Origin of the sequence: Desulforamulus reducens MI-1 (assembly GCF_000016165.1) — a bacterium.
Taxonomy (GTDB): Bacteria; Bacillota; Desulfotomaculia; order Desulfotomaculales; family Desulfotomaculaceae; genus Desulfotomaculum; species Desulfotomaculum reducens.
In genome coordinates this window covers 3,030,716-3,056,719 of sequence record NC_009253.1, presented here as the reverse complement: position 1 = coordinate 3,056,719, position 26,004 = coordinate 3,030,716, and the positions used below count along the sequence as shown (strand labels likewise).

The 26,004-nt window shown below is 43.6% G+C and carries 21 protein-coding genes, 1 tRNA gene and 1 riboswitch; of the genes, 18 read left to right on the top strand and 4 right to left on the bottom strand.

From position 1 onward, the window contains the following. Positions 1–9 precede the first annotated feature (9 nt). The 3 genes from DRED_RS15015 (at position 10) to DRED_RS15005 (ending at position 3,064) form a co-directional block, all read left to right on the top strand. Positions 10–1,449: a nitrogenase component 1 gene (locus DRED_RS15015; protein ID WP_011879114.1), complete on the top strand. Its 1,440-nt coding sequence runs from the start codon at positions 10–12 to the stop codon at positions 1,447–1,449. A gap of 22 nt (positions 1,450–1,471) precedes the next feature. Further along, positions 1,472–2,323 carry a nitrogenase cofactor biosynthesis protein NifB gene (gene nifB / locus DRED_RS15010; RefSeq protein ID WP_049755943.1) on the top strand — a complete coding sequence of 284 codons (852 nt, stop codon included), beginning with the start codon at positions 1,472–1,474 and terminating at the stop codon, positions 2,321–2,323. A 117-nt stretch (positions 2,324–2,440) separates the two neighbouring features. Continuing rightward, positions 2,441–3,064 carry a Fe-only nitrogenase accessory AnfO family protein gene (locus DRED_RS15005; RefSeq protein ID WP_011879112.1) on the top strand — a complete coding sequence of 208 codons (624 nt, stop codon included), beginning with the start codon at positions 2,441–2,443 and terminating at the stop codon, positions 3,062–3,064. Positions 3,065–3,208: 144 nt separating this feature from the next. Here the strand turns inward: DRED_RS15005 and asnB are convergent, their stop codons facing one another. Further along, positions 3,209–5,053, bottom strand: coding sequence for an asparagine synthase (glutamine-hydrolyzing) (gene asnB, locus DRED_RS15000; protein ID WP_011879111.1), 1,845 nt, complete (start codon positions 5,051–5,053; stop codon positions 3,209–3,211). A 294-nt stretch (positions 5,054–5,347) separates the two neighbouring features. On the opposite strand from asnB, the gene DRED_RS14995 reads away from it, so the two are divergent. The 8 genes from DRED_RS14995 (at position 5,348) to DRED_RS14960 (ending at position 19,154) form a co-directional block, all read left to right on the top strand. Continuing rightward, entirely contained in the window at positions 5,348–5,923 is a 576-nt protein-coding gene (locus DRED_RS14995) for an ANTAR domain-containing response regulator (protein WP_011879110.1), read from the top strand. Between the two features lie 186 nt (positions 5,924–6,109). After that, entirely contained in the window at positions 6,110–7,408 is a 1,299-nt protein-coding gene (locus tag DRED_RS14990) for a glutamine synthetase family protein (RefSeq protein ID WP_011879109.1), read from the top strand. Between the two features lie 84 nt (positions 7,409–7,492). Beyond that, positions 7,493–9,070 (top strand): FMN-binding glutamate synthase family protein, encoded by a 1,578-nt coding sequence (locus DRED_RS14985; RefSeq protein WP_011879108.1) that lies wholly within the window; start codon positions 7,493–7,495, stop codon positions 9,068–9,070. Between the two features lie 84 nt (positions 9,071–9,154). Further along, positions 9,155–9,817, top strand: coding sequence for an ANTAR domain-containing response regulator (locus tag DRED_RS14980; protein ID WP_011879107.1), 663 nt, complete (start codon positions 9,155–9,157; stop codon positions 9,815–9,817). A gap of 125 nt (positions 9,818–9,942) precedes the next feature. After that, on the top strand, positions 9,943–11,277 hold the full coding sequence (glnA, locus tag DRED_RS14975) for a type I glutamate--ammonia ligase (protein ID WP_011879106.1): 1,335 nt from the start codon (positions 9,943–9,945) through the stop codon (positions 11,275–11,277). Positions 11,278–11,567: 290 nt separating this feature from the next. Beyond that, positions 11,568–12,902 carry a type I glutamate--ammonia ligase gene (gene glnA, locus DRED_RS14970; protein ID WP_041274667.1) on the top strand — a complete coding sequence of 445 codons (1,335 nt, stop codon included), beginning with the start codon at positions 11,568–11,570 and terminating at the stop codon, positions 12,900–12,902. 151 nt (positions 12,903–13,053) lie between these two features. Then, entirely contained in the window at positions 13,054–17,631 is a 4,578-nt protein-coding gene (gene gltB / locus DRED_RS14965; protein WP_011879104.1) for a glutamate synthase large subunit, read from the top strand. Between the two features lie 50 nt (positions 17,632–17,681). Continuing rightward, the gene (locus tag DRED_RS14960; RefSeq protein WP_011879103.1) at positions 17,682–19,154 is read left to right on the top strand and encodes a glutamate synthase subunit beta; all 1,473 of its coding nucleotides are present in this window, start codon (positions 17,682–17,684) and stop codon (positions 19,152–19,154) included. A gap of 29 nt (positions 19,155–19,183) precedes the next feature. On the opposite strand, the gene DRED_RS14955 is transcribed toward DRED_RS14960, so the two are convergent. Then, positions 19,184–19,492: a DUF2508 family protein gene (locus DRED_RS14955; protein ID WP_011879102.1), complete on the bottom strand. Its 309-nt coding sequence runs from the start codon at positions 19,490–19,492 to the stop codon at positions 19,184–19,186. 205 nt (positions 19,493–19,697) lie between these two features. Between DRED_RS14955 and DRED_RS19110 the strand changes: the two genes are divergently transcribed. Continuing rightward, on the top strand, positions 19,698–19,835 hold the full coding sequence (locus DRED_RS19110) for a hypothetical protein (RefSeq protein ID WP_198006904.1): 138 nt from the start codon (positions 19,698–19,700) through the stop codon (positions 19,833–19,835). A 185-nt stretch (positions 19,836–20,020) separates the two neighbouring features. On the opposite strand, the gene DRED_RS14945 is transcribed toward DRED_RS19110, so the two are convergent. Further along, positions 20,021–20,353 (bottom strand): hypothetical protein, encoded by a 333-nt coding sequence (locus tag DRED_RS14945; RefSeq protein WP_011879101.1) that lies wholly within the window; start codon positions 20,351–20,353, stop codon positions 20,021–20,023. An 88-nt stretch (positions 20,354–20,441) separates the two neighbouring features. Between DRED_RS14945 and DRED_RS14940 the strand changes: the two genes are divergently transcribed. The 3 genes from DRED_RS14940 (at position 20,442) to DRED_RS14930 (ending at position 22,122) form a co-directional block, all read left to right on the top strand. Next, positions 20,442–20,786, top strand: coding sequence for a hypothetical protein (locus tag DRED_RS14940; RefSeq protein WP_238442539.1), 345 nt, complete (start codon positions 20,442–20,444; stop codon positions 20,784–20,786). A 75-nt stretch (positions 20,787–20,861) separates the two neighbouring features. Then, the gene (locus tag DRED_RS14935) at positions 20,862–21,371 is read left to right on the top strand and encodes a hypothetical protein (RefSeq protein WP_011879099.1); all 510 of its coding nucleotides are present in this window, start codon (positions 20,862–20,864) and stop codon (positions 21,369–21,371) included. Between the two features lie 16 nt (positions 21,372–21,387). Then, positions 21,388–22,122, top strand: a complete 735-nt coding sequence (locus tag DRED_RS14930; protein ID WP_011879098.1) for an endonuclease/exonuclease/phosphatase family protein — start codon at positions 21,388–21,390, stop codon at positions 22,120–22,122. A 42-nt stretch (positions 22,123–22,164) separates the two neighbouring features. On the opposite strand, the gene DRED_RS14925 is transcribed toward DRED_RS14930, so the two are convergent. Beyond that, positions 22,165–22,998 carry a cell wall hydrolase gene (locus DRED_RS14925; protein WP_011879097.1) on the bottom strand — a complete coding sequence of 278 codons (834 nt, stop codon included), beginning with the start codon at positions 22,996–22,998 and terminating at the stop codon, positions 22,165–22,167. 7 nt (positions 22,999–23,005) lie between these two features. Continuing rightward, a riboswitch (cyclic di-AMP (ydaO/yuaA leader) is annotated at positions 23,006–23,159 on the bottom strand. A gap of 139 nt (positions 23,160–23,298) precedes the next feature. On the opposite strand from DRED_RS14925, the gene DRED_RS14920 reads away from it, so the two are divergent. The 3 genes from DRED_RS14920 to DRED_RS14910 all read left to right on the top strand — a co-directional run bounded on the left by DRED_RS14920 (position 23,299) and on the right by DRED_RS14910 (position 25,995). Then, positions 23,299–24,243 (top strand): L-lactate dehydrogenase, encoded by a 945-nt coding sequence (locus DRED_RS14920; protein WP_011879096.1) that lies wholly within the window; start codon positions 23,299–23,301, stop codon positions 24,241–24,243. 158 nt (positions 24,244–24,401) lie between these two features. After that, positions 24,402–24,476 (top strand) — tRNA-Arg (locus DRED_RS14915). 211 nt (positions 24,477–24,687) lie between these two features. Beyond that, positions 24,688–25,995: a hypothetical protein gene (locus DRED_RS14910; RefSeq protein ID WP_011879095.1), complete on the top strand. Its 1,308-nt coding sequence runs from the start codon at positions 24,688–24,690 to the stop codon at positions 25,993–25,995. Positions 25,996–26,004 lie beyond the last annotated feature (9 nt).

Below are 26,004 nucleotides of genomic sequence, written 5' to 3'. Positions count from 1 at the left end.
AAGAGGTCTATGGATAGGGGAAAAAGTGGAGCGAATTTCCGAGATGTCAATGAAAACCCATGTAATATGTGTATGCCCATGGGTGGCATCCTGGTCTTAAAGGGTTTAGAGCATTGTATGGTGATTATTCATGGTTCCCAGGGCTGCGCCACTTACATGAGGCGGCATATGGCAGAGCATTTTAATGAACCCGTCGATGTAGCCTCTTCCTCCTTAAATGAAAAAGGCACCATTTATGGAGGAGAACAAAATTTAAAAAAAGGTCTGGACAATATCATCAAAGCCTACCAGCCCAAGGTGATCGGCATCCTGACAACTTGTTTGGCAGAAACCATTGGCGAAGATATTGGCAGGATCAGTCAAGAGTATTTAACAGAAAGAGACTATGGGGACTTAACGGTGATAACAGTCAACACACCCGGTTACGGTGGCACTCACAGTGAAGGATACTGGTTAACACTGAAAAAAATTGTTGCTAAACTAGCCCGTAAAACAGAAACTCATAACAAAATAAATGTCATAGTTCCCAACATTAGCCCGGCAGATATCCGGGAGATCAAGCGTGTTCTACAACTGATGCAGATGGAATACATCTTGTTACCCGATTTTTCTGATACCATGGACCGCCCCTATGAAAGACCTTATAAAAAAATGCCTGAAGGAGGCACTAAATTAGCCGATATTGCAGCCATGGGTGGAGCTGTTGCTACCATCCAACTGGGTCTCACGGTGGATGACAGTATGTCACCAGGAAAATACTTAGAAAAGGAGTTTGGTGTACCGCTTTATAATTTACCCCTGCCCATGGGAATTGAAAACACCGATTTATTTATGAATGTATTGCAAGAGTTATCGGGCAACCCTTTGCCAACTTGCTTGGAGCAGGAAAGGGGCAGGCTTCTGGATTGTATGATTGATTCTCACAAGTACAATGGTCAGGGACGCAGTGTTATCTATGGAGAACCTGAAAATGTCTATGGTGTTGTGAAAACTTGCATCGAGAATGGCATTCACCCTGTGGTGGTGGCGACCGGCAGTAAAAACCTAAAACTTGCCCAGTTGCTGGATGAATGTTTAGCCAATGCTCCAATAGAATGTACCGTCTTAACGGAGACCGATTTTACTACTATTCGACTAAAAAGCAGGGGAAAGGCCAACATTGCCATCGGTTCCTCAGATGGCAAGTATCTTACTGAAAGGGAGGGAATTCCCTTGGTTCGATACGGATTTCCCATTCTTGATCGGACAGGAGGGCAGCGCCTACTATCAATTTGCTATGCAGGTACTACCATGTTCTTAGACCGGGTAACTAATACCCTGCTAGAAAATAAACATAAAAATTATCGGGATTCCATGTACCAAATGTTCTATCAAGGGGAGCAAGAAGGTCAGGAATTATCTACAGAAAGTTGTGGTGAACAGCATGTCATGCTTATGCAATCAAACTAACAATAACCAATCAACGAAACTAATGGAGCAAACCAGCAAGCACCCTTGCTATTCCAGGGAAGCTCATCATAAGTATGCCCGCATGCATCTGCCGGTGGCTCCCCAATGCAATATCGGCTGCAATTACTGTAACCGCAAATATGATTGCACCAATGAAAGCAGACCAGGGGTTACCAGCCAGGTGATAACACCTATATTGGCTCAACAAAAATTTATTGTGGTTAAAGAGAAATTTCCCAATCTGAGTGTGGTAGGGATTGCCGGACCGGGCGATGCCCTGGCCAATTGGGAAAGTACACGGGAAGCCATTGAACGTATCAAAGCATCAAATCCAGAGATGATCTTTTGCCTATCAACCAATGGATTAATGTTGCCCCATTATGCTCCGGAAATCGTTAAGCTGGGTATCAAGCATGTAACCGTGACGATGAATACTGTAAACCCAGAAACGGGGGCAAAAATTTACCAATTTGTTCATTACCAAGGGAAAAAATATACTGGCATTGAAGGGGCCAAGATTTTATTGCAAAATCAATTAACGGGTATCCAGTATCTGGCTGGGCAGGGTGTTTTGGTTAAAGTCAACATTGTTATGATTAAAGGCATCAATGACCAGGAGATTTCCGAGGTAGTCAAAAAAGTTAAACAACTGGGGGCCTTTATGAGCAATATTATGCCACTTATTCCAGTGGAAGGCACTGTTTTTGCCAAGCTCCCCTCAACAAATATGAAGGAACTCAATCAAATGAGGGATCTGTGCCAGATTGATTTGCAACAAATGCGTCATTGCAAGCAGTGTCGGGCCGATGCCATTGGTCTGCTAAGTGATGACCGATCCCGAGAGTTTGATGCCGTAAGTCCTAATCTTATTTAACAAAATGGAGCAGTGCCCAGGTCAGTAGGATTTGGGTACTGTGTTAGAAGGAGGCAATCCAGTTAAACGATTGGAACTATAAGAGAAAAAGACCCCCAGACAAAGGAGGGATACCAAATGACCAAAGAAATAGCAGTCTATGTGGGCAATAACGGAGAGACCATCAGCCTTTATCAAAATGGTAAAGTTATGGTCTATCTAAGAGATAAGGGCCAGTGGCAGATAGCTAGAGAAAAGGATTTTTCTTTGGGGGATAATTTTAATATTAAAGCCTTAAGGGAACAGATGAATGAGTTGGTTGACTTCATAGGACCCTGTAAAACCTTTGTAGGCCTTTCCGTTACTGGGATACCCTACTTTGCTTTGGAAAAATCCAACTGCAGTGTTTGGGAATTCGAGGGTAATCCAGTGAACTTTCTGGATTATATACTAACCAAGGAAGAAGAACCAAAGAAAAGTATACGGGGGGATGCGGTAAGCCCACCTGTTCCAGTGGAGACTTTCAGCGGCTGTTACCGGATCTCCATCAAGGAAATACAAGAACAATCTCTGAGCATTACTTCTAAACAGGCCTTGCTACCCTTTATTCGTAAGGGAAATTTTTACTCCTTAGAGGTGCTCTGCAATCACATCCCACCTTGGTTGGAAAGAGAAATTCTTTTCAAAGGCTTCGAGAGCAGTTCCGAAGTCATCGGTAAAAATGAAATTAAGGTGTATATTACAAAAAAATGCTGTTGTTAACTGATCAATTCAAACGGGAACGGTTCTTGATTTGAATTCAAAAACTGAATTTAAGTCAAGAACCGTCCCTAGAAGCCGATAAATTCCCCTTTGGAAATTATCGGCCTTTATTTTAGTTACGGTAGAAACAGAATCAGGGAATGTTTACTTAATCACAACCTTGTATTCCTTTAGCCAAATGTTTACTTGATATAAATAAGCTAATAATTGTGGTCCCGTCATGAGTTGGCCAAACCAGGGTCTACTGAAGCTATCCCCCTCTAATTCAACCATAGAACGAAGAAAATCAACGTTAACAATCTGAAGTAGAGGTGAAGAGGGGTCCTTTAGAATGTCCCTAAGTAGGTTTCTTACGGCCACAAGGTACGCTGGGTTATGGGTTTTCGGATAGGGACTCTTGCGCCGTTCCAGCACATCCTCAGGCAGTATACCGGCTAAGGCTAAACGAAGTAACCCCTTTTCCCTGCCGTTAAAGTTTTTCATAGACCAGGGGACATTCCAAACATACTCGACAATTCTATGATCACAGAAAGGAACTCGAACTTCCAGTCCTGTGGCCATGCTCATGCGATCCTTACGATCCAATAACGTTTGCATAAACCAAATAAAGTTTAAATAGAACATTTCCCGTCTTCTTGTTTCTGCCGGGTCTTCACCAGCCAGAAGGGGTACCTCCCCTAAGGTTTCTTGATAACGGGCAGTTGCGTAGGCTTTGGGATTAATATAATCCACTATCTCTGGTCGAAGCAGTTGGGTTCGGTCATCCATAAATTGAGACCAGGGAAAGATACCCGCCTTTAAATCCTCTTCCCGGTGGAACCAGGGATAGCCGCCAAAGATTTCATCGGCACATTCACCGGACAGGGCCACTGTAGCAGCCCTCTTTATTTCTTGGCAGAAAAGATAGAGGGATGAATCCACATCGGCCATCCCCGGCAGGTCCCGGGCCCGCATAGCAATTCGTAAGGATTCAATAAGCTTGGGTGTATCCACCGTTACATAATGATGCTTAGAATTTAGAAATTGGGACATACGTTTTACCCAGGGTGCATCGGAGTTTGGTTGAAAAATACTGGGTTTGAAGTAGCGATCATTATCAACATAGTCAACTGAATAGGTAACCAAACCTTCTAAACCTTGGTCGCCATAGGCTTTGGACGCAAAAGCAGAGATTGCACTGGAATCCAGCCCGCCGGATAAAAAGGTGCACACCGGCACATCTGCTACCAACTGACGCGTAATGGAATCCTCCAGTAATTCTCGAACCTTGTTCGTTGTTTTTTGGAGATCATCTTCATGGGGCTGACTAATTAATTGCCAATAACGTTGGATATGAATACAATCATCCTTAAAGGTCAGAGTGTAGCCGGGTCGTAGCTCATGAACATCCTTGAATACACCATGACCTGGGGTACGGGCGGGTCCCAGGGCAAAAATTTCTGCCAGTCCATCCGCTGCCACCTCTGGTTTTACTAAGGGGTGTGACAGTAGGGCTTTTAACTCACTGCCAAAGATAAAGGCAGTGGACCTTTTGGCATAAAATAAGGGTTTTACACCCAGGCGGTCCCGGGCCATAAACAGGGTTTGTTCTACTTCGTCCCATATGCCAAAGGCAAAGATACCATTAAACTTGTTTACGCACCGAGGCCCCCACTCAATGTAGGATGTGAGCAATACTTCTGTATCGGAATGTCCTTGGAAGGTATAACCCCTGTATAACAATTCACGGCGTAATTCTGGTGTATTGTAAAGCTCACCATTGTAAACAATTACATAGGTCTTATTACCAATCATACGAACCATAGGCTGGGCACCGCCCTCAGGGTCCACAACTGCAAGGCGTCGGTGGCCAAGGGCAACTCTGGAAGAGAACCAATAACCTTCAGAATCTGGACCACGATTAAAAAGAGTAGCCGTCATGGCTTTAAGGATAGAATGATCCCGGGGAAATTGAATGTCTTTGTCAATCCAACCAGTGATTCCACACATATCTTTCATCCTCCTTAGTACATAGTACTTGTTAAGTTACACAAAAGAAACGCCACCTGCTAAAGGTAATTTCAATACCTTTTAACAGGTGGCGCCATTGCCCCTGTGTCAAAAACATTGACTTTTTAATTGTATAATTCATATTACGGTGGGGAGAGTAAAAGTGTCATGATTTCATTTTGCTAATTTATGGATTATCATGCAAAGGTAAATCAAAATTGTGAGAAAGATAGACATTGTTAGGGTTTAGGGTTAAAATTTATTTTAACGTTAGTGTAAATTGGAGTGTAGAACATGTTTAGCAGGCGTGTACTGCTGGCAGATCCCGACCCGGATTTTCGAAAAAAGCTTAAAGATATACTCCAGCAGAATGATTACCTGGTTGTTGCAGAGACCGAGGACGGCAGGAGTACGTTGCAAGCAGCCTTTCAAAACCAACCGGATATTATACTTATGGAAGGAGAACTTCCGGGTAGTAAAGGTCTGGAAATTGCCAGAATCATTGAAGAACATCACTTGGCAGCAGTGGTTTTAGTAACTTCCTTTAGCCACCGAGAGTTACTTGAAGAGGCAAAGGTATCCTCTGTACTTGGTTTTATAATTAAACCCGTGGATGATATCAATTTAATTGTCACTTTGGAAATGGCCCTGGCTACTTTTAAAAGAATGGTAAGAATGGAAGAGGAAAACAAAAAATTAAAGAAAAAGCTTGAGGAAAAACGTTTAGTCGAGCAAGCCAAACGTCTATTAATCGAGAAAAAAGGATTTAATGAACAGACAGCCCATCGGTATATGCAAAAGGTAAGTATGGACCGTTGTTGTTCACTGGCAAAGGTGGCGCAATTGGTAATTTCGTCCCTTAACAGGTAGAGGTGTACTTTGAACTTTTTATGTATACAATATATCAAAAGCTCCTTTGTTGACTTATGGAACTCAACCAGTTATATTATTCAATAGGTAAATGAGTCAAGGGGCAAAGGCGTCCCAACTGGACCTTTATAATAGGGTCTAGTTGGGGCGTTTTTGTTTTGCAAGATAACCACCAAGGAGGACAACATGCAGCTGTTAAATGCCCAAGAGGTTATGGAAAAAGCACAGGAATGTCATGTTAAATTTGTACGACTTCAGTTCACAGACATTCAAGGTTCTTTTAAGAACGTTGCAGTTACCGTAGAAGAACTGGAAAGGGCCTTGCAGTCCAGGATTAGCTTAGACAGTGCTGTATTAGAAGGAAAATACGGAGCCCATCAAAGGGATGTTTTTCTAAAACCAGACCCCACAACCTTTGAAGTTTTTCCTTGGCGTCCCCGGGAAGGGGCAGTGGCCCGATTAATCTGTGATGTTGTGGATGCAACAGGCAAACCATATCCTGGATGTGTGCGTAGCAAATTGAGAGATTCCCTGGCAAGGTTGGAGAAAAACAACCTCGAACTTTCAGTGGGTGCAGAAATTGAATTTTTTCTTTTTCAAACCAATCAGCAGGGCCACCCAATTTCTTGTCCCCACGACAATGCAGGCCTTTGTGATTTAACTCCCGTGGATTTGGGTGAAAATGCTCGCCGGGATATGGTGCTTACATTGGAAGCAATGGGTTTCCAAATTGTGTCCAGCCACCATGAGAGTGCCCCCGGTCAACATGAAATTGTACTGAGGGAAGAGGATCCTTTGGGCATGGCTGATAAAATTGCCACCTTCAAATTTGTAGTAAGGACCATTGCCCAACGTCATGGTTTGCACGCATCTTTTATGCCAAAGCCTCTACCCAAATACAATGGCTCTGGTATGGCACTGAATCTTTGCCTATGGCGGGACGGAACCAATGCCTTGTGGGAGGATGCTGGTTCCTATGGTCTCAGTTCCTGGGCAGGCAGTTTTATTGCAGGAATAACCAACCATGCCCCGGCCATTACTGCAGTGGCAAACCCTTTGGTAAATTCCTACAAGAGACTTGGGAATTCCAATTTGGACCGTGTGTTAAAAGGCTGGTCTGAGGGCAATCGTAACTCCATGATTCGTGTGCCAGGACAGCGGGGTAACGATACCAGGATTGTTTGGAGAAGCCCCGATGCCACCTGTAATCCATATTTAGCCCTGTGCCTTGTTATGCAAGCTGGCCTAGCAGGGATTGAACAGAATTTACCCCTACCCACATCACTGGATGAAGATACCTTTGATCACCGCGTACCAAGAAACCTAGGTGAAGCCTTGGATGCTTTGATGCAGGATGCGTTTGTCAAAGGAATCCTGGGTGAAGTCATTTTTAAACGCTATATGGATTTTAAAAAGCAGGAATGGGAAGAATTCCATAACCATGTTCATCCCTGGGAGATTGAGAAATATCTAACTAATTATTAAAAGAACCCTATTTACTTTGCCAAGCTCGGCGGAGAAGTAGGTTTAAATTAAATGACTAGATAATATTCTTAGGAGGTAATGTTAATGACCTATAGTAAAGGCATCAATGCCAGCACTGCTACCCTTACCAAACTGCGTACTCCCGATAGCTACTGCCCCTTTAGCGGCATGTGCACCACCTGTTTGGATGGTTGCCCTGGTTTCTGCGAGATTGGCAAATCCGCCGTTCGTGGTAAGGAAACCCTTTATCCGCAGCCCTTTGGCAAAACAACTTCTGCATCACAAAAGGATTATCCCGTTGATTATTCCCACTTTAACATTATGGGTACTGCCGTAGGGGCTAAAGGTATTGAGGCAGATCCTGATAAGGCTATTTTCCCGGCCGTTAATTTAGAATCATTCCTGGGTTCCAATAAAGATTTGAAACTGACGACCCCCATCGTGGTTGCTGCTATGGGTTCCACCAATATTGCTTCTGATAACTGGGATCACCTGGCTGCTGGTTGTGCCATTTCTGGTGCAGGTATTGCCATCGGTGAGAACGTTTGTGCAATGGACCCCAATGTAGAGATCAAAAATGGTCGTGTAGTTCACTCTCCCAACTTAGCCAGGAGAGTCAAGGATTTCCAAGAATGGTCCCAAGGTGCTGGTTTTATCGCTGTACAGGCCAACGTAGAAGATACCAACCTGGGTGTTCAGGAATACGCCATTGAAAAATTGGGCGTAGATTTCGTAGAAATTAAATGGGGTCAGGGTGCCAAAGATATCGGTGGCGAAGTAAAGCTGAATACCCTGGAACGTGCTCTGCAGTTAAAGGGCCGTGGCTACATTGTTCTTCCCAACCCGGAAGATCCAAAAATACAAGAAGCTTATAAAGCTGGTGCCTTTAAGGAATTCGAACGTCACTCCCGTATTGGTATGGTTAGCGAAGAAGGCTTCTTAAAGAGAGTTGAAGAATTACGGGCTGCTGGAGCCAAGTACATCTCCCTGAAGACCGGTGCTTATCGTCCTGCAGATTTGGCCCGGGCTGTAAAATTTGCATCACTGGCTAAACTTGACCTGTTAACCGTTGATGGTGCTGGTGGTGGTACTGGCATGAGCCCCTGGCGGATGATGAACGAATGGGGTCTGCCCACCGTTTACATTCAGTCACTGCTAACCAAATACTGTGATAAACTGGCTGCCAAGGGTGAATATGTACCTCCTATTGCCATTGCCGGCGGTTTAACCTTGGAAGACCATATGTTTAAAGGCTTTGCCATGAGTGCTCCCTATGTTAAGGCCATTGCTATGGCACGGTCTCCTCTGACCGCTGCCATGGTAGGCAAAAACATTGGCGAGATGCTTAAAACTGGTAAAGTACCTAATGAATATAAGAAATACGGTGAAAACCTGGAGCAGATTTTCATTAACGCTGCTGTATTAAAGGAAAAACTGGGTGATCGCTTTGATGCACTGCCAGTGGGAGCTATCGGTGTTTACTCTTACTTTGAACGTTTATCCCAGGGTTTGCGTCAGTTCATGTGTGGTGCCCGTAAATTTGGTTTGGACTATATTACTCGGGAAGATCTGGTAGCTTTAACCCCGGAGGCTGCTCAAATCAGTGGTATCAAGTACATCATGAATGCTGACGCCGACGAAGTGGAGAAAATTCTTAGCTAGTTCTTACATCGGCTGAATTCAAAAAATAGTTGACTGGATAATAAAAATTCTCTATAATAAAAGTAGTTGAACACTAAGGATACAATGATGTATCCGATTATGGCAACGATGCCCAGGCAGGAGATTATCCTGTCTGGGTTTTTTGCATTCGGAGGGATTCCGGTGGGCAATGTTAGAATCATTGTAGTTGATGTAGATCCAATCTGGACTAAACAACTAAAAACCATGTTAAATAAGATGGGTTACTTGGTTGTGGGAGAGGCCTCGGATGGACCAAGTGCATTAAAACTGGCCCGGACCCGTCAACCAGATTTAGTGATTACCCATGATAACCTGCCAGGTTTCAGTGGGTTGGAAGTAGCCCGGATTATGTATGAAGATAAAATTGGACCGGTTATTATAACAACGGATTTTCTGCAACCAAATCTAGTTGAGAAGGCTAGGGAAATAAGAGTCTTTCATGTGATTCAAAAACCTTTAGATGACAGAGACTTATTACCAGCGGTGGAACTGGCTCTGGGCAACTATCAAGAGATTATTAAACTGGAAAAAAAGATAAAAGATTTAAGAGAAACCTTAGAATCACGTAAGCTGGTGGAGAAGGCCAAGGGTATATTGATGAAGGCAATGGGCTTAACTGAAGAAGAGGCCTTTAAAAAGATTCAGCGGCAAAGTATGAACAAAAGGATTTCCATGCGAGCAGTGGCCGAAGCGATTATTTTGGCCCATACTATAAATCTAGAGTAAGCTCAAAACAACATACTCTGAACAACGATGTTCTAGTCAGGCAATGATGCCTTTTGTAAGAGGATAGACTCTCTTATGAAAGGTGTTTTTTTATTGATGAAATAACCAATGAAAGGTGGATTAATATGGACATGGCAGTTAAAAAGGCAGTGTTAGAACAGGCTCGGGAGATGGGGGTAAAATTCATTCGGTTGCAGTTTACGGATATTTTTGGTGTCTTAAAAAATTTAGCCATTACTGTAGAACAACTGGAGAAAGCTTTAGACGGTGAGTTAATGTTCGATGGTTCTTCTATCCATGGCTTTTGTCGTATCGAAGAATCAGATATGTACTTACGTCCGGACCCCAGTACCTTTGTGGTATTCCCCTGGAGACCCAGGGAGGGCGCCGTGGCCCGTCTGATATGTGATGTTTACAATCCAGATGGAACGCCCTTTGAGGGAGATCCCAGATATGCACTCAAAAAGGTTTTGGCCGAAGCAAAGGAAATGGGCTATACCATGAATGTAGGACCAGAATGTGAGTTTTTCCTTTTTCATGTTGACAAAGAGGGAAGACCCACCACTGAAACCCACGACCAAGCCGGCTATTTTGATATGACTCCCATCGATATGGGGGAAAATGCTCGACGCTTTATGGTTCTGACCCTAGAAGAGATGGGTTTTGAAATTGAAGCTTCTCACCACGAAGTTGCTCCGGGCCAGCATGAAATTGACTTTAAGTATTCCGATGCATTGGATGTAGCCGATAAAATTATGACCTTTAAATTTGTCGTACGGACCATGGCCCAGCGGCACGGTTTACATGCTACCTTTATGCCAAAGCCTATCTTCGGGATCAATGGTTCCGGCATGCATATGAACCAATCTCTGTTTACTTTAGATGGAGAGAATGCCTTTTACGATCCCAACACCCCGGATCAGTTAAGTGAAATTGCCAAGTATTACATCGGGGGGTTAATTAAGCACGCCCGTTCTTTTGCGGCCCTAACAAATTCGAACGTAAACTCTTACAAGCGACTGGTGCCCGGTTATGAAGCGCCCTGCTATGTAGCTTGGTCTTTGCGTAACCGCAGTTCTTTAATCCGGATTCCGGCCAAAAGAGGAATGTCAACCCGTGTTGAACTACGGAACCCTGATCCAGCCTGCAACCCCTACTTAGCCATTGCTGCGGCCCTCAAGGCTGGTTTAGATGGTATAAAGAACAAAATTAAACCACCGGTGCCCACGGAAAAGAACATTTATCATATGACTGCAGATGAAAGGGCAGTGGATGGTATTCTGAGCCTTCCCGGCAGCTTACAAGAAGCAGTGTTGGAACTCCAGGCGAACCCAGTGATCTCTTCTGTTTTAGGGGATCATATCTTGGAGAAATTTATTGAAGGAAAAATCGAAGAATGGGACGAATTCAGAACCACCGTACATGAATGGGAGATTAAAAAATACCTTACACTCTACTAAAACCAATACATGAACTAAATAATTAGAACCGGACGGCAAAGCTATCCCAGTTGGGAGTGCTTTGCCGTTCAATTGTTTACTGAGGTATACATAATTCATCGAATTTAGGGGTAGACTATTTAAATCTGATTCATTATAATAATGTTAATTGAAAAGCACGATGATGTGCTAACGAATGGCAATGAAGCCTACAGCGGGTGAAATTTTGTTTTACCTGTATGTGGGCTTTTATTATTTTTATGCTATACTAATCCCATGTGACGTTATGGAGAAAGGTGTGTTATTGTATTGTGGCTAAGCTGACTAACGACGATGTTAGGCAATTATGCAAAGAATTAAATGTAAAATTTATTCGCTTGCAGTTCACCGACATCTTTGGAGTATTAAAAAACGTAGCCATCACTGTTGAACAACTGGATAAGGCACTGGAAGGCGAAATGATGTTTGACGGTTCTTCTATTGAAGGATTCGTGCGGATTGAAGAATCAGATATGTATCTTCGTCCGGATCCCAGTACCTTTGTGGTTTATCCCTGGAAACCCCGTGACGGTGCAGTGGCTCGTCTCATTTGCGACATCTATAATCCGGATGGCACACCTTTTATTGGTGACCCGCGTTATGCTCTGCGTAGGGCCATTGCCGAAGCTGAGGAAATGGGTTATAGCATGAATGTAGGACCAGAAGCAGAGTTTTTTCTGTTCCACGTGGACAGTGAGGGGCGTCCTACCACCAAAACCCACGACAGGGCTGGTTATTTTGATATGACACCCATTGACCTGGGTGAGGATGCCCGCCGTGACATGGTATTAACCTTGGAACAGATGGGATTCGAGATAGAAGCTTCCCACCATGAAGTGGCACCAGGTCAGCATGAAATAGACTTTAAATATTCTGATGCTCTGGATGTAGCCGATAAAATTGTAACCTTTAAGCTGGCTGTACGTACAGTTGCTCAGAGACATGGACTCCATGCCACCTTTATGCCGAAGCCTGTCTTTGGCATGGCTGGCTCCGGGATGCACTTAAACCAGTCCTTAATAACCAAGGATGGTAAAAATGCTTTTTATGATACCACAACCCCCAATGGCATGAGTCAAATTAGTATGAACTATATTGCTGGGTTAATGAACCATATTAATGCTATTACTGCCATCATTAATCCCACTGTGAACTCTTACAAACGACTGGTTTCAGGTTATGAAGCGCCAGTCTATGTTGCTTGGTCTGCCCAAAACCGTAGCCCATTGATTAGGATCCCTGCTAAGAGGGGCATGTCGACCCGTATTGAACTACGTAGTCCAGACCCGTCCTGCAACCCGTATTTGGCGCTGGCTGTTTGCCTAAGGGCTGGCTTAGATGGTATTAAAAAGGGTATGGTTCCACCTTCGCCCTGTGATCGCAATATTTATGAGATGACACTGGCTGAACGTCAGGAAATGAGCATTGCAAACCTGCCGGAAAATCTCTCTGAAGCAATTAAGGCCTTAGCTGCTGATGAAGTAATTAAAGAAGCTTTGGGACCCCATATTTTCGAGCGATACATGGAAGCAAAAAATATTGAATGGGATCGCTATAGAATGCAAGTAAGTCCTTGGGAACTCGAGGAATACTTAACAAAATTCTAAACCCAGCTAATTCTAAATGGTAAAACCTTTGCCCGGGTGAAGCTTACGTTCCAAAAGGGGTTTGCCTTAACCCGGGCATTTTATGCCCTTTTTTAATTAAAAGAATATTCAAATAATTATCTTGAGCATTTTATAAGGTGGTGTCTTACCCGTGAGTACAATTGCAATTCCCCCAAAACAAGGCCTCTACGACCCAAATTTTGAACATGATGCCTGTGGTATTGGATTTGTGGCAAATATTAAAGGTAAAAAGACAAATGATATTTTGCATAAGGCTTTAACCATTCTGATAAACCTTGACCACCGGGGAGGACAGGGAGCCGAAACAAATACTGGGGATGGTGCCGGGATTTTAATGCAGATACCCCATGGTTTTTTCGGAAAAGAATGTGATAAACTGGGGATTCATCTACCACCTGCGGGCCAATATGGTGTTGGGATGCTTTTCCTGACTAATGAACCCTCTGCCCTAAAGAATTGCCAGCAGAAACTGGAACAAATTATTCGAGAAGAGGGCCAAAGTCTGTTAGGTTGGCGGGAAGTACCGGTAGATAATACGATGATTGGCGAATCAGCAAAATCTGCACAACCGTATATACTTCAGGTTTTTATTGGAGCTAATCCAGAGATTAAGGATAACCTGAGTTTCGAGCGAAAGCTTTATGTTATTAGAAAACGTGCAGAAAAGAGCATCAACCAATGCGGACTGACAGAAGGCGAAAGCGCTTACTTTGCCAGTTTGTCCTCCAGAACCATTGTTTATAAAGGAATGCTCACTCCCGAACAGTTGGATCAGTTTTATTTAGACTTAAAGGATCCGACTATTGAAATTGCCCTGGCATTGGTGCATTCGCGGTTTAGCACCAATACTTTTCCCAGTTGGGAACGGGCTCACCCCTATCGCTACCTCATCCACAACGGTGAAATAAATACCCTCCGGGGAAATGTGAACTGGTTGCATGCCCGCCAAGCCATATGCCAGTCAGAGTTGTTTGGGGAGGATATGGAAAAGATTTTACCGGTTATTGATCAGGAGGGTAGTGATTCAGCTATCTTTGATAACTGTATGGAGTTTCTTCACCTTTCCGGTCGATCCTTGCCTCATACTGCGATGATGATGATACCAGAACCTTGGTCCTTCCATGAAAGTATGAGTGAAGAGAAAAAAGCATTTTATGAATACCACAGCTGTCTGATGGAGCCCTGGGATGGCCCTGCGGCCATAGCCTTTACCGATGGCAAAGTGATTGGAGCTTCTCTGGATCGCAATGGTTTGCGGCCCTCCCGGTACTATGTGACTAAGGATGACATGATTATATTGGCATCAGAAGTGGGCGTTTTAGATATTGATCCTGAAAATGTAGCCTATAAAGAGCGTTTACAACCCGGGAGAATGTTGCTGGTGGACACCGAAGAGGGCAGAATTATTAGCGATGAAGAGTTAAAACAGCAGATCGCTAGCCAGCATCCCTATGGTCAGTGGATTGATCAATACATGGTTAATATGGAAGATCTGCCGGAGATTGGTAAGGACACGAAGCAAGATTTTGGACCTATTATTCAACGGCAGCAGGCCTTTGGTTATACCCATGAAGACCTAGTTAAAACCCTACAGCCGATGGCTGAAAAGGGTCTTGATCCGGTGGGAGCCATGGGTAATGATGCTTCATTGGCTGTGTTGTCAGAAAAACCCCAGCTTTTATATAGTTATTTCAAGCAGTTGTTTGCCCAGGTAACCAATCCGCCCATTGATGCTATCCGGGAGGAAATCGTTACAGCCATTGGTACCACCCTTGGCTCAGAAAAGAACCTAATTAAACCTGAGCCAGACAGTTGCCGTAGGATTCGAATCAAAACCCCTATTTTGAGTAATGAAGAACTGGAAAAGCTTCGTCATATCCAGGTAGAAGGATTTAAAGCCACTACTCTCCCGATCCTCTATAGGGTTGCGAAGGGAAGCACGGGACTTAAAGAGGCGCTGACCACCCTTTTTGAAGCAGCCGACTCTGCCATTGCCAAGGGTACCAATATACTGATTTTGTCAGATCGCCAAATAGATAAAGAGCATGCGGCCATACCAGCCCTTCTGGCGGTGTCTGGTTTGCATCACCATTTAATTCGGAAAGGTACACGTACCAGAGTAAGCCTTTTGCTGGAAACCGGAGAACCCAGGGAAGTTCATCATTTTGCAGTGTTACTGGGGTATGGTGCCAGTGCTATTAACCCTTACCTAGCCATTGAAACCCTCAAAGATATGGTAAACAGAGGATACCTTACTGAAATTGGCCCCAAGGATGCCATTAAGAATTACATCAAAGCAGCCACCAAGGGTATTGTTAAGGTTATGTCCAAAATGGGTATTTCAACCATTCAAAGTTACAGTGGTGCACAAATTTTTGAGGCCATTGGCATTCACCAATCGGTTATCGATCAGTACTTTACCTGGACACCCTCCAGAATTGGCGGGATTGATTTAGAAGCCATTGCCAGGGAAGTGGCAATGCGTCACCAACGGGCATATCCAGAACAGCAGAGTCCAGAAATACCCCTTGATTCCGGCTCCGTTTTCCAGTGGCGGGCTGATGGCGAAGAGCACCTGTTTAATCCGCAAAGTATTTACTATCTCCAACAGGCCTGCCGCAACAGCGACTATGCCGTCTTTAAGCAATACTCGCAATTGCTGGATGAAGAAACGAAAAAGAGTTGTACCCTCCGGGGACAGTTTAAATTTAAGAATCAGAGAGAGCATGTCCCCCTCGATGAGGTAGAATCGGTAGAATCCATCTGCCGCCGTTTTAAGACTGGTGCTATGTCCTTTGGATCCATCAGTAAAGAGGCCCATGAATGTTTGGCCATTGCTATGAACCGCCTTGGTGGTAAAAGCAACACAGGTGAAGGCGGGGAAGATCCAGCCCGTTTTATTCCAGATGCCAATGGGGATTCCAGACGCAGTGCCATTAAGCAGGTGGCATCCGGTCGCTTCGGTGTGACCAGCCACTATTTAGTAAATGCTGACGAGATACAAATTAAAATGGCCCAGGGAGCAAAACCTGGTGAAGGCGGTCAGTTACCCGGCGGTAAAGTATATCCCTGGGTTGCAGAAGTAAGGGGTACCACAGCAGGGGTAGGACTGATTTCACCGCCTCCACACCATGATATTTATTCCATTGAGGATCTGGCAGAGTTGATTCATGATCTCAAAAATGCCAACCCCAGGGCCAGAATCAATGTGAAGTTAGTTTCTGAGGTGGGAGTTGGTACCATTGCTGCGGGTGTAGCAAAGGGAAGAGCCGATGTGGTATTGATTAGTGGATATGACGGGGGCACCGGTGCCTCACCGAGGACCAGTATGAGGGATGCAGGATTACCCTGGGAATTAGGAGTGGCAGAAACCCACCAAACCCTGATGCTTAATAATCTTCGGGATAGAATTGTTGTGGAAACCGATGGTAAGCTGATGACTGGGCGGGATGTGGTTATTGCTGCATTGCTGGGTGCAGAAGAGTATGGTTTTGCCACTGCACCTCTGGTTGCCATGGGTTGTGTCATGATGCGGGTTTGCAATCTTGATACTTGTCCTGTGGGTATTGCTACCCAGAACCCTGAACTGCGCAAGAATTTTCAAGGGAAACCTGAATATGTCATGAATTTTATGCAGTTTATCGCCCGGGAAATTAGGGAAATTATGGCTGGTTTAGGCTTCCGTACCATTAACGAGATGATTGGCAGAACAGATGTTTTAGAGGTGGATGAAGCGGTTGATCACTGGAAGAGAAAAGGTTTGGATCTGTCAACCCTACTTTATCAACCGAAGGGGACTGAAACCGCGGTAAGATATTGTATCACTACACAGGATCACAGATTAGAGAAGTCCTTGGATATGCAGCAGCTTTTAGAAATATGCAAACCTGCTTTGGAAGAAGGCAAACCAGTGGAAGCAACTTTACCCATTCGCAATATAAACAGGGTAGTGGGTACCATTCTGGGAAGTGAAGTCAGCCGGCGTTACGGTGCTGCAGGATTGGCTGAGAATACCATTCGGTTAAAATTTATGGGTTCTGCAGGTCAGAGTTTCGGGGCCTTTGTGCCCAAGGGTATTACCCTTACCCTAGAGGGAGATGCCAACGACTATGTCGGTAAAGGACTTTCCGGTGGCAAAGTCATTGTCTATCCTCCACATAATTCTACCTTTGTGCCAGAGAAAAATATTATTATCGGTAATGTTGCTTTCTATGGTGCAACATCTGGAGAAGCCTATATCCGTGGTGTGGCCGGTGAAAGATTTTGTGTCAGAAACAGTGGAATTCGTGCCGTTGTGGAAGGCGTTGGCGACCACGGCTGTGAGTATATGACTGGTGGCCGATTGGTGGTTCTTGGTTCAACGGGTAGAAACTTTGCCGCTGGTATGTCTGGTGGTATCGCCTATGTTCTGGATGAGGAAGGAACCTTTAACCAGCGCTGCAACAAGGAAATGGTGGCTCTGGAATATTTAGAGAGTGTTGCTGACATTGAAGAGGTTAAAGAATTAATAGAAAATCATTTCCAATATACCAAGAGTGCTGTTGCCCGGCGAGTACTGGACAACTGGGAGAACATGTTGCCTAAGTTCGTACGTGTTATTCCAAAGGATTTTAAACAAATGATGAATGCACTGGAATTGGCTTACCAGAATGGACTAAGTGGTGAAGAGGCTGTTTATCAGGCATTTGAACAAAACAAAAAAAGCTAAGTCTGGAGTATAGCAATGAACCGGGCAATACTTGTTGGGAGGATTACGGAATGGGTAAACCTACTGGATTTATGGAATATGGTAGGGAGATGGCTGCAAATCGTGACCCCCGGGAGCGAATAAACGATTGGCAGGAGTTTTATCAAAAGCTACCAGAAGAGGGTCTTAAAAAACAAGCAGCACGCTGTATGGCATGCGGCACACCCTTTTGCCATAGTGGATTGATGATCAAAGGGATGGCTTCCGGGTGCCCAAATCATAATGTACCACCGGAATGGAATGATTTGGTATATCGGGGTCTGTGGAAGGAAGCTTACCTTCGCCTAATTAAAACGAATAACTTTCCCGAATTCACCGGCAGGGTTTGCCCTGCCCTGTGTGAGGGAGCTTGTACCGCAGGACTTATTGGCTCACCAGTTACGGTTAAAAGCATTGAGTGTGCCATTATTGACAGGGCCTTTGCAGAAGGATGGGTCTTGCCACAACCCCCTGCTACCCGTACCGGTAAAAGGGTTGCTGTGATTGGATCAGGACCAGCCGGTTTGGCCTGTGCAGCGGAATTGAATAAGTCTGGCCATTGGGTGACGGTTTTTGAACGCGCCGACCGTATTGGGGGATTACTAATGTATGGTATACCCAATATGAAACTGGATAAAAAGGCTGTCCAAAGACGTGTGGAACTCCTGGCTGCAGAGGGTATTAAGTTTATCACCAAAACCGAGGTAGGGAAGGACTACCCTACGGATGAACTGCTGAAAAATTTTGATGCAGTGGTTCTTTGTGGGGGGGCCACAAAACCACGGGATTTGCCCGTAGAAGGTAGAAACTTGCAGGGTGTTCACTTTGCAGTGGAATTCCTTAGTATCAATACCAAGAGCCTACTGGATTCCCAGCATAAAGATGGTAATTTTATTTCCGCCCAGGGAAAAGATGTCCTTGTCATAGGTGGCGGTGATACTGGTACAGATTGTGTGGCAACGGCCCTACGTCATGGTTGTAAAAGTGTTGTCCAACTGGAACTGATGCCACAACTACCTAAGGAGCGTACAACCAATAACCCCTGGCCGGAGTATCCGAGAGTTCTCAAAGTGGATTATGGCCAACAAGAAGCCGCGGCCCTATATGGTGAGGACCCACGACGATACTGTGTGCTAACCAAGAAAATTGTTGGTGATGCTCAGGGCCAGGTAAAGGAAGTTCATACAGTTCAAGTTGAATGGGTAAATGAAGAGGGGCGTCTGGTTCCGAAGGAAATTGCCGGTTCTCAGAAGATCTGGCCTGCTCAATTGGTACTCTTGGCCATGGGTTTTGTTGGGCCCGACGATAGCATACTAGATCAATTGGGCGTGGATAGAGATGAACGCAGCAATGCTAAGGCTGAATATGGCATGTTTACCACTAATGTTAAGGGTGTATTTGCTGCAGGGGATATGCGTCGGGGTCAGAGTCTTGTTATCTGGGCAATCAATGAAGGACGCGGTGCCGCCCGTGCATGTGATCGTTATTTAATGGGAGATAATTAAGTATAAAGAGAAGGCCTCGGTGGTAGTAGTTAAGAATTGCTTATTACCACCGGGGCTAATTCTTTTTCTTGCCAGGTTATGTAGTGATTATTTCTTGCCTTTTGCAAAAGGGCCATATATCTCCTTTCACAGGCCGTGGTGTGAAGAATGGCCGCTTCAAGCATGTCGCGATCAGCCCATTCCATTTGATTTTGGGCAATAAACCAGGCTCTTTTAGCCTGCTCAATTTGTGCCGCCAGAGAATTATGATCGACCTTTTTAACCAAGACAGTGTCCTTAAGTTTATGCCAGGAGAAACCTTTAATCATGCAAAATAGAATTTCTTTATCAATTTTCATGATGGGACCCCCTTGTCCAATTTGTTAATGTTTATTAGAAAAGAGGATAAAGTAGTACAAAAAAATAAAAAAAATCATAATTCAAATAATTCCGATTCCGAATTAACAGAAGTATTTTGCAATTGGAACTTAGAATTGAAAGCATTGCACCCAGGGGTGGGGATTGTTATAATTTTCCCAAGCAAAACTCAATGGGGGTGGCAGTATGGCAAAGATAATTGGAAAAATTAAAATCGTGAACGGTAAGGTTGAACTGACTAGGATCGACGAAGGCCAAAAGAAAATAAAAATGGGATGTTGCTATAAAATGTACGCTGCTTTAAGGCAGGTTAAAGGGGTATAAAACTTTTGTATTGCAATCTTTTGTATAAATAGTTATTATATTCACAAATAATTAAGGAGATAGGGCATATGACAAAACAGTGATGCCCTCCGAAAAATGAAAAATGCATAACCGCTAGGTTTGGGATTATCCCAAACTTTTTTTTGTCATATTGGGAAAAAGACATCCCTTCTGCAAGAAAGAAATTACCGAAGGAATAGCCATTTTCGGATAAGGTTTACCAGAAAGGTAAGCCCATTATTTTTTTGGACTGGCTTAGAGGGCAATGTTAAAGGAGCAGACAGGGCAGTTGGTATTACCATTGGTTCTTGTACCTTTGGCATCTGGAATAAGGGCTCATCTTCAATGGAGGGGTGGTAACTGGTTTTTACCAGAACTGGACGAAGTTTTCCTGTGTTATCACGCATGAACTTTCCCTTAATTCGAATATCACCATGCATTGCTTGAGAAAAGCAACTCTTTGCAGAATCCCCTGTAAGATCAATAATTTCTTCCACCCTACACCAACCCTGGTTCATAATACCACCTCCTGATGGTATTATAGAACTACTCCTCACCACAGGGAAGAGGTGTAAAATGTTGAGAGGTCTGTTATAATGGTAAATAATGACAGTGGGATCAAAGGGGATGAGGATCATCGTAACACAAAACGAACTACTAAAGATGTCTGCCAAGGAAAGAGAAGATTATTTGTTGGTTGTGCTTCAACGAAAGTTAACAGAATTGAAAAACAGTGCCGCCCATAGCGAAGCAACGGAGGAACAACATCATCATGGGCCAGAATTCCAGAGGGGTATGACGGCTGGCTTTGTATCCGGACTGGGCTTTGCAGCTCGCCTTCTGTCCACAGAGAAAGAAATAACTGTAAAAATTATGGAGCAATTAAATGATTACAATATCTGGGCTCAATCCTTTAACCGTCAAAGTCGAGGGAATAACCAACAAAAGTAGCATGTAGGAGTTTGCACGCATAGCATATCGTAACCATACTATTAAGAGTTAAGCCCGTTATTATGGGGGAGCGCTATGGGTGGAGCAATTATTTATCCTGAAATTATAGGTACATTGGCGTACACTGTTTTTCTAGTAGTACCTGCCATTAAAGAGGAAATGGCAGGTTATGCTGAGCGCCGTGCAATGGGAGAGGAAGTAGGATATCGGTTAGAGTGGAATCTGGTCATAAACAAGGCCTTAGAAAAATGCCTAATTACAATGGATATATGCTGGGATGATGGCAACATGACGGTTGTTGGCTTTCCCACAAAATCCTGGAAGCAGCTAGCGCAGTTTACCCATTATAAAAACTTACTACTGCTGCCTGACCGGGGATTAATTGACGTGGATACGAATTTGATCAGTCCAGTGGCAGCCCAGGAAGGTTTTTTGGTCAAGGGGTTAGACAAGGGACTTAAACAGCTGGCCAATAAAGCAGCCAATATACCTCCGGATTTAAATGTACGAGGATTAATGACTTTTCTATGTGAACTAATAAATTTAAATCGAAAAGACATTACGAACGGCCATTTCCTCAGTTAATGGGAGGTGAAAAGGTTTGTCCCAGATAAAAGTGGTTAGTTATAATATCCGGCATGCCCAGGGAATGGATGGAACCATTCATATACAGCGGATTGCTGCATCCCTTGCCCATACAAAAGCTCAGCTTATTGGTTTGCAAGAAGTAGATAAACACATGCCCCGCAGTCATTTTATTCATCAGGCAAAAACACTGGGGCAACTGCTAAATATGCACTGGGTCTATGGCCCCAATTTGGACTGGGGGGTAGCCCAGTACGGAAATGCCATACTTTCTTACTGGCCGGTGCTCCTGTACAGGCAGTATATGCTGCCCAGTAAAGGAGAGCAAAGAGGGTTACTAGAAGCGGTACTTCAATTAAAGCACAGTAAGGTCTCCTTTTTTTGCACACACCTTGGTTTAAATCAGGAGGAGAGAGCGGCTCAGGTAAAGGAGATTCTTAATATTATAAAGAAGTGTTGTTATCCCTGTATCTTGGTGGGCGATTTCAATGATGGGCCAACATCCAAGGAACACCGCTTACTAACGACTATTTTAAAGGATGCTGTTGGTATCCAGGGGTCAATAAAAACCTTCCCTTCTCACAAACCCCAGGAGCAAATTGATTATATTTTCGTATCTCCTGAATGGAAAATACTATCAGCCAGTACATATACAACACTGGCCTCAGACCACCTGCCAGTACAGATTACACTGGTGTTAACTTTGGAAGATGAGGAAGTATACAAGAATATACATTTAACAAAGAAATAACACGCACTGGTATACCCAGTACGTGTTTTGTGTACTCAATGACTATTTAGCCATGGCGTAAATCATTCTCCCATGGTTTGCTGTAACTGGCAAGGACCGCAGGAAAGAATTACTAGCTGTATTGTCAAAGAAATATAGGGCACCGTTTGTAGGATCACTGCCTTGTAATGCGGTTTCAGCAGCTTTAATGGCAGTTGTTGTGGCAGGTTTATTAATCCACCCGTTTCGCACAGGGGAAAACTGGTTGGGAGCATAGATTACATCATAAATACTATTTGGGAACTTAGAACTCTGTACCCTGTTAAGGACCACTGCTGCTACCCCTACCTGGGCCTCCAGGGGCTCGCCCCCCGCCTCAGCAGTTACCAGACGGGCCAGCAGGTCTAGGTCTTGGTCGGTATAGGAAATTATCGGGCGTTCAGCACTACGGCTGACTTGAGCAACCATTGGTGCAGTACTCCTTATATTGGCTGCAGGAATGGTTAGCCTTTGTCCAGGATAAATCATAGAACTACTTAGTTCATTGGCTTTCATTAAAACATTTAAACTGATACCAAATTTCTTTGAAATTACATAAAGGGTATCACCGGATTTTACTGTATAACTTGTTCCGGTAGAATTAGCTTGGGAGTTAGGGATCGTTTTTGCATCTTTGGTATCCGGTATAGTAAGAACATGGCCGGGATGAAGTAGATCCCCTGTAAGGCCGTTAGTAGTCTTAATTTTGGCAATACTAATCCCTGTTTTTTGACTAATGCTATAAAGGGAATCACCCAATACCACCGTATACTGGTAGGCTAATGCAGTTGATGGAAATAACATAGAGAAAAGACACATAACAGCAAAAGCCCGTTTAAAGCGGACAGAGAGTTTCATATGTACTTTTTACCCTCCTCTGGCCTTCGAGGTTAGCTGACGGGTTCGGGTTGAGGGCACCCTACCGTACTTTTTTGCACCTCCGAAAAAGTTACGGATTCACCCCATTAATTTTTGTCCCCCGTACTCCGGAATTTCCGGAGATTCGGCCTGTTTTAATAAGTTATGAAATATTGTACATGTTTTCCAGGTTTACGTCTATCCACAATATTTGGAAATTACTTTGAACATAGGAATTAAATTACTGGAGATACTAATTTTATACGTATAATAAAGAATTTTTAACAGGGGTGATATAGGGTGAAATTAAGAAAAGGGGCTAAAATATCAATTGTGGGTACTGGCCTTGTGGGGGCATCCGCAGCCTTTGCCATAATGGCCAGTGGCCTTGCCAGTGACTTGGTTTTGATCGATATCAATAAAGCCAAGGCAGAGGGGGAAGCCATGGATTTAGGGGATGCTGCAGCCTTTGTCAAACCCCTTGATGTTTATGCTGGTTCCTTTGAGGATTGTAAGGATTCAGATATCATTGTTTTTACAGCTGGAGCCAATCAAAAACCTGGAGAAACACGGTTGGATTTGGTGTATAAGAACGTAAATATTTTAAAAGAAAGCTTGCCTCAGCTTTTAAAATACTGCCCCTATGCCATTTATTTAATCGTGGCCAACCCAGTGGATGTTTTAACCCATGTAGCTTTAAAAATATCTGGTCTGCCTTCTAATCAGGTCTTTGGTTCGGGGACGGTGTTGGATACCTCAAGATTTCGCGCAGAATTGGCGGAATACTGTAATGTGGATCCCCGTAACGTTCACGCCTATATCCTTGGGGAACACGGTGATTCAGAAGTGGCTATTTGGAGTACGGCGGATGTGTCAGGTATTCCTCTGAAAGAGTTTTTTCAGTTAAGAGGTATACCACCCATCAGTAGGGAAAAAGTTGTTAAACGGGTTCGTAATGCAGCCTATGAGATTATTCAACTTAAGGGAGCCACCTATTATGCCATAGCCTTTACCATAAAAAGAATCTGCGAAACTGTATTACGGGATGAAAATTCGATCCTAACCGTTTCTGGGATAGTAAATGATCTTTATGGTATTCAGGATTGTTGTTTAAGTTTACCTACAATTGTTAACGGTGCTGGTCGGGAACAGGTGCTGCCCATTACCCTAGAGAGGGAAGAGGAAGTGGCTTTAAAAAATTCTGCACAGATTTTACGAGATGTAATAAAACAAGCAGGGTTATAGTTTTTGGAGCTCCCTGCGGTAAGCTATTTAAAATTTTCAAATCTATTGACCCATTTCAAGGAGTATGCTATCCTTTAACAGTTGTTGGTGTTTATTAATGAATCTAGCACTTGAAAAATTTTAAAATATTGTTATAATAAATAAGCACGAGAAATTATGCGCCTGTAGCTCAGGGGATAGAGCGCCGGCCTCCGGAGCCGGGTGCACAGGTTCGATTCCTGTCAGGCGCACCATATCTGACACATCAAGAAACTCGCAAAGCCTTAAAACACAAGGGCTTGCGGGTTTTTAGTTTTTTATGGGTAAGGCGAAGGCATTCAGAATTTACCCTTAAAATTCCGAAAATCTCCCGTGAGTCGGAAAAAATTTAGAATGATTTACGAACCCACCAGGTTGTGCTGGTGGGATTTCTTTTAAATCTGACATTAACGGGAGGTTTTATTTATGTCTGATTTCTTCGTTGCCTGGGACAAAGAACTGCAAAATCAAATCAACGATAAAATTCAAACTGTTGTGAAGGATACTCTGAAAAAGTATTGGGTTAATAACGGACTTTACCCACGTTCTATTTATCTGCAAGACCCAAAAAGATATAGGACTACCCAACGGATGATTTACGTTGCTGTATCAAGTTTTGGCCCTGAGAAAATATTCCCTTCGGTTAAAACCATTGCTGAAATGGCTGCTTGTAGTACAAGAGCTGTCTATGAAGCTTTTGACATGTTTGAACAGGATGGTTTGATGCTGCGGTTTAGTACAGTAAAAATGGATAATCAAGGTGTACAGGATACCGGTATCAAAGTTCTTTTTAGACCGGAAGACCCGTTCAATATAAGCAACCCTGATCCAAAGCATATCGCATTTATTAAAAATGCAGTAGTGAAGTCACTTGAATGTAAGAAAGAGGTTAAAGATTTTGACACGGTTCTGCTTACCAAAAACTCTGCACATTTACTCAAATTCTTAGGTATAACCATCGATTCCGAGTGGTTGAGCGAAACAGTTATTAATAAACCTATTCGCAAGCAGCAACAAATTAATAAACAGGATACTGCATCTGAAGGAATAGGGGGTACTGCAGTAGGTGCAGTAGGGGGTAGTGAACCTGATGCAGTATGGTGTACTGAACCCAGTTCACTAGGGGGTACTGCACCAGGTGCACACAAACATATACCTAATATTAAACATAAACCCAATATAAAAATAACAACAACGGATTCGGAAAGTGAGAGGTTAGTGAAAACTTCTGAACAAGAAAATGTTGTTGTTGATTTAGACAAAGAAGAAATTACTAACGAAGAACTGGAGGATGCTCCAGTTTTTGATTTACCAGAAGAATTGTACTCCCAATCCCTTTGGCGAAACCTACCCCAAAGGAAACACCAGGAGCAAAAACAGAAAGCTGCTGTTCAATCAGAGCAGAAAGAAATTCCTTTGGATTCAGAACTTGAAGATATTTATAAATATATTGCCATGAACTTTGGTGTCGAGGTTAACCAAAAATTTATTAAAAAATTAGCATTAAAGCACTGGCACAAAGGTGGTCTGGAACATTTCTTAAACACCGTATTGGCGGTTATTCAATACGCAGAAAACAAAGATATCAAGTTTGAAGCCGTACTAACAAAGGCGTTGGAAGAAGGATGGCAGCCCAATAAAAGAGTTAGATCCAAACATCCCTTAATGAGTAATGACAGAGCCAACCAAGCAAACCAAAGGAAACAAGCCTTAATGCGGACTATGTACAGCTAACTAAGGTGG

What these genes read in the sequence shown, in the direction of transcription:
- DRED_RS19110 (WP_198006904.1), top strand. Translation starts at nt 19,698, where the DNA reads ATGGCAAAGATAATTGGAAAAATTAAAATCGTGAACGGTAAGGTTGAA.
- DRED_RS14990 (WP_011879109.1), top strand. Translation starts at nt 6,110, where the DNA reads ATGCAGCTGTTAAATGCCCAAGAGGTTATGGAAAAAGCACAGGAATGT.
- DRED_RS14935 (WP_011879099.1), top strand. Translation starts at nt 20,862, where the DNA reads ATGGGTGGAGCAATTATTTATCCTGAAATTATAGGTACATTGGCGTAC.
- DRED_RS14925 (WP_011879097.1), bottom strand. Translation starts at nt 22,998, where the DNA reads ATGAAACTCTCTGTCCGCTTTAAACGGGCTTTTGCTGTTATGTGTCTT.
- DRED_RS15015 (WP_011879114.1), top strand. Translation starts at nt 10, where the DNA reads ATGGATAGGGGAAAAAGTGGAGCGAATTTCCGAGATGTCAATGAAAAC.
- asnB (WP_011879111.1), bottom strand. Translation starts at nt 5,053, where the DNA reads ATGTGTGGAATCACTGGTTGGATTGACAAAGACATTCAATTTCCCCGG.
- DRED_RS14995 (WP_011879110.1), top strand. Translation starts at nt 5,348, where the DNA reads ATGTTTAGCAGGCGTGTACTGCTGGCAGATCCCGACCCGGATTTTCGA.
- DRED_RS15005 (WP_011879112.1), top strand. Translation starts at nt 2,441, where the DNA reads ATGACCAAAGAAATAGCAGTCTATGTGGGCAATAACGGAGAGACCATC.
- DRED_RS14955 (WP_011879102.1), bottom strand. Translation starts at nt 19,492, where the DNA reads ATGAAAATTGATAAAGAAATTCTATTTTGCATGATTAAAGGTTTCTCC.
- DRED_RS14960 (WP_011879103.1), top strand. Translation starts at nt 17,682, where the DNA reads ATGGGTAAACCTACTGGATTTATGGAATATGGTAGGGAGATGGCTGCA.
- DRED_RS14940 (WP_238442539.1), top strand. Translation starts at nt 20,442, where the DNA reads ATGACAGTGGGATCAAAGGGGATGAGGATCATCGTAACACAAAACGAA.
- DRED_RS14945 (WP_011879101.1), bottom strand. Translation starts at nt 20,353, where the DNA reads ATGAACCAGGGTTGGTGTAGGGTGGAAGAAATTATTGATCTTACAGGG.
- nifB (WP_049755943.1), top strand. Translation starts at nt 1,472, where the DNA reads ATGGAGCAAACCAGCAAGCACCCTTGCTATTCCAGGGAAGCTCATCAT.
- DRED_RS14980 (WP_011879107.1), top strand. Translation starts at nt 9,155, where the DNA reads ATGATGTATCCGATTATGGCAACGATGCCCAGGCAGGAGATTATCCTG.
- glnA (WP_011879106.1), top strand. Translation starts at nt 9,943, where the DNA reads ATGGACATGGCAGTTAAAAAGGCAGTGTTAGAACAGGCTCGGGAGATG.
- DRED_RS14985 (WP_011879108.1), top strand. Translation starts at nt 7,493, where the DNA reads ATGACCTATAGTAAAGGCATCAATGCCAGCACTGCTACCCTTACCAAA.
- DRED_RS14910 (WP_011879095.1), top strand. Translation starts at nt 24,688, where the DNA reads ATGTCTGATTTCTTCGTTGCCTGGGACAAAGAACTGCAAAATCAAATC.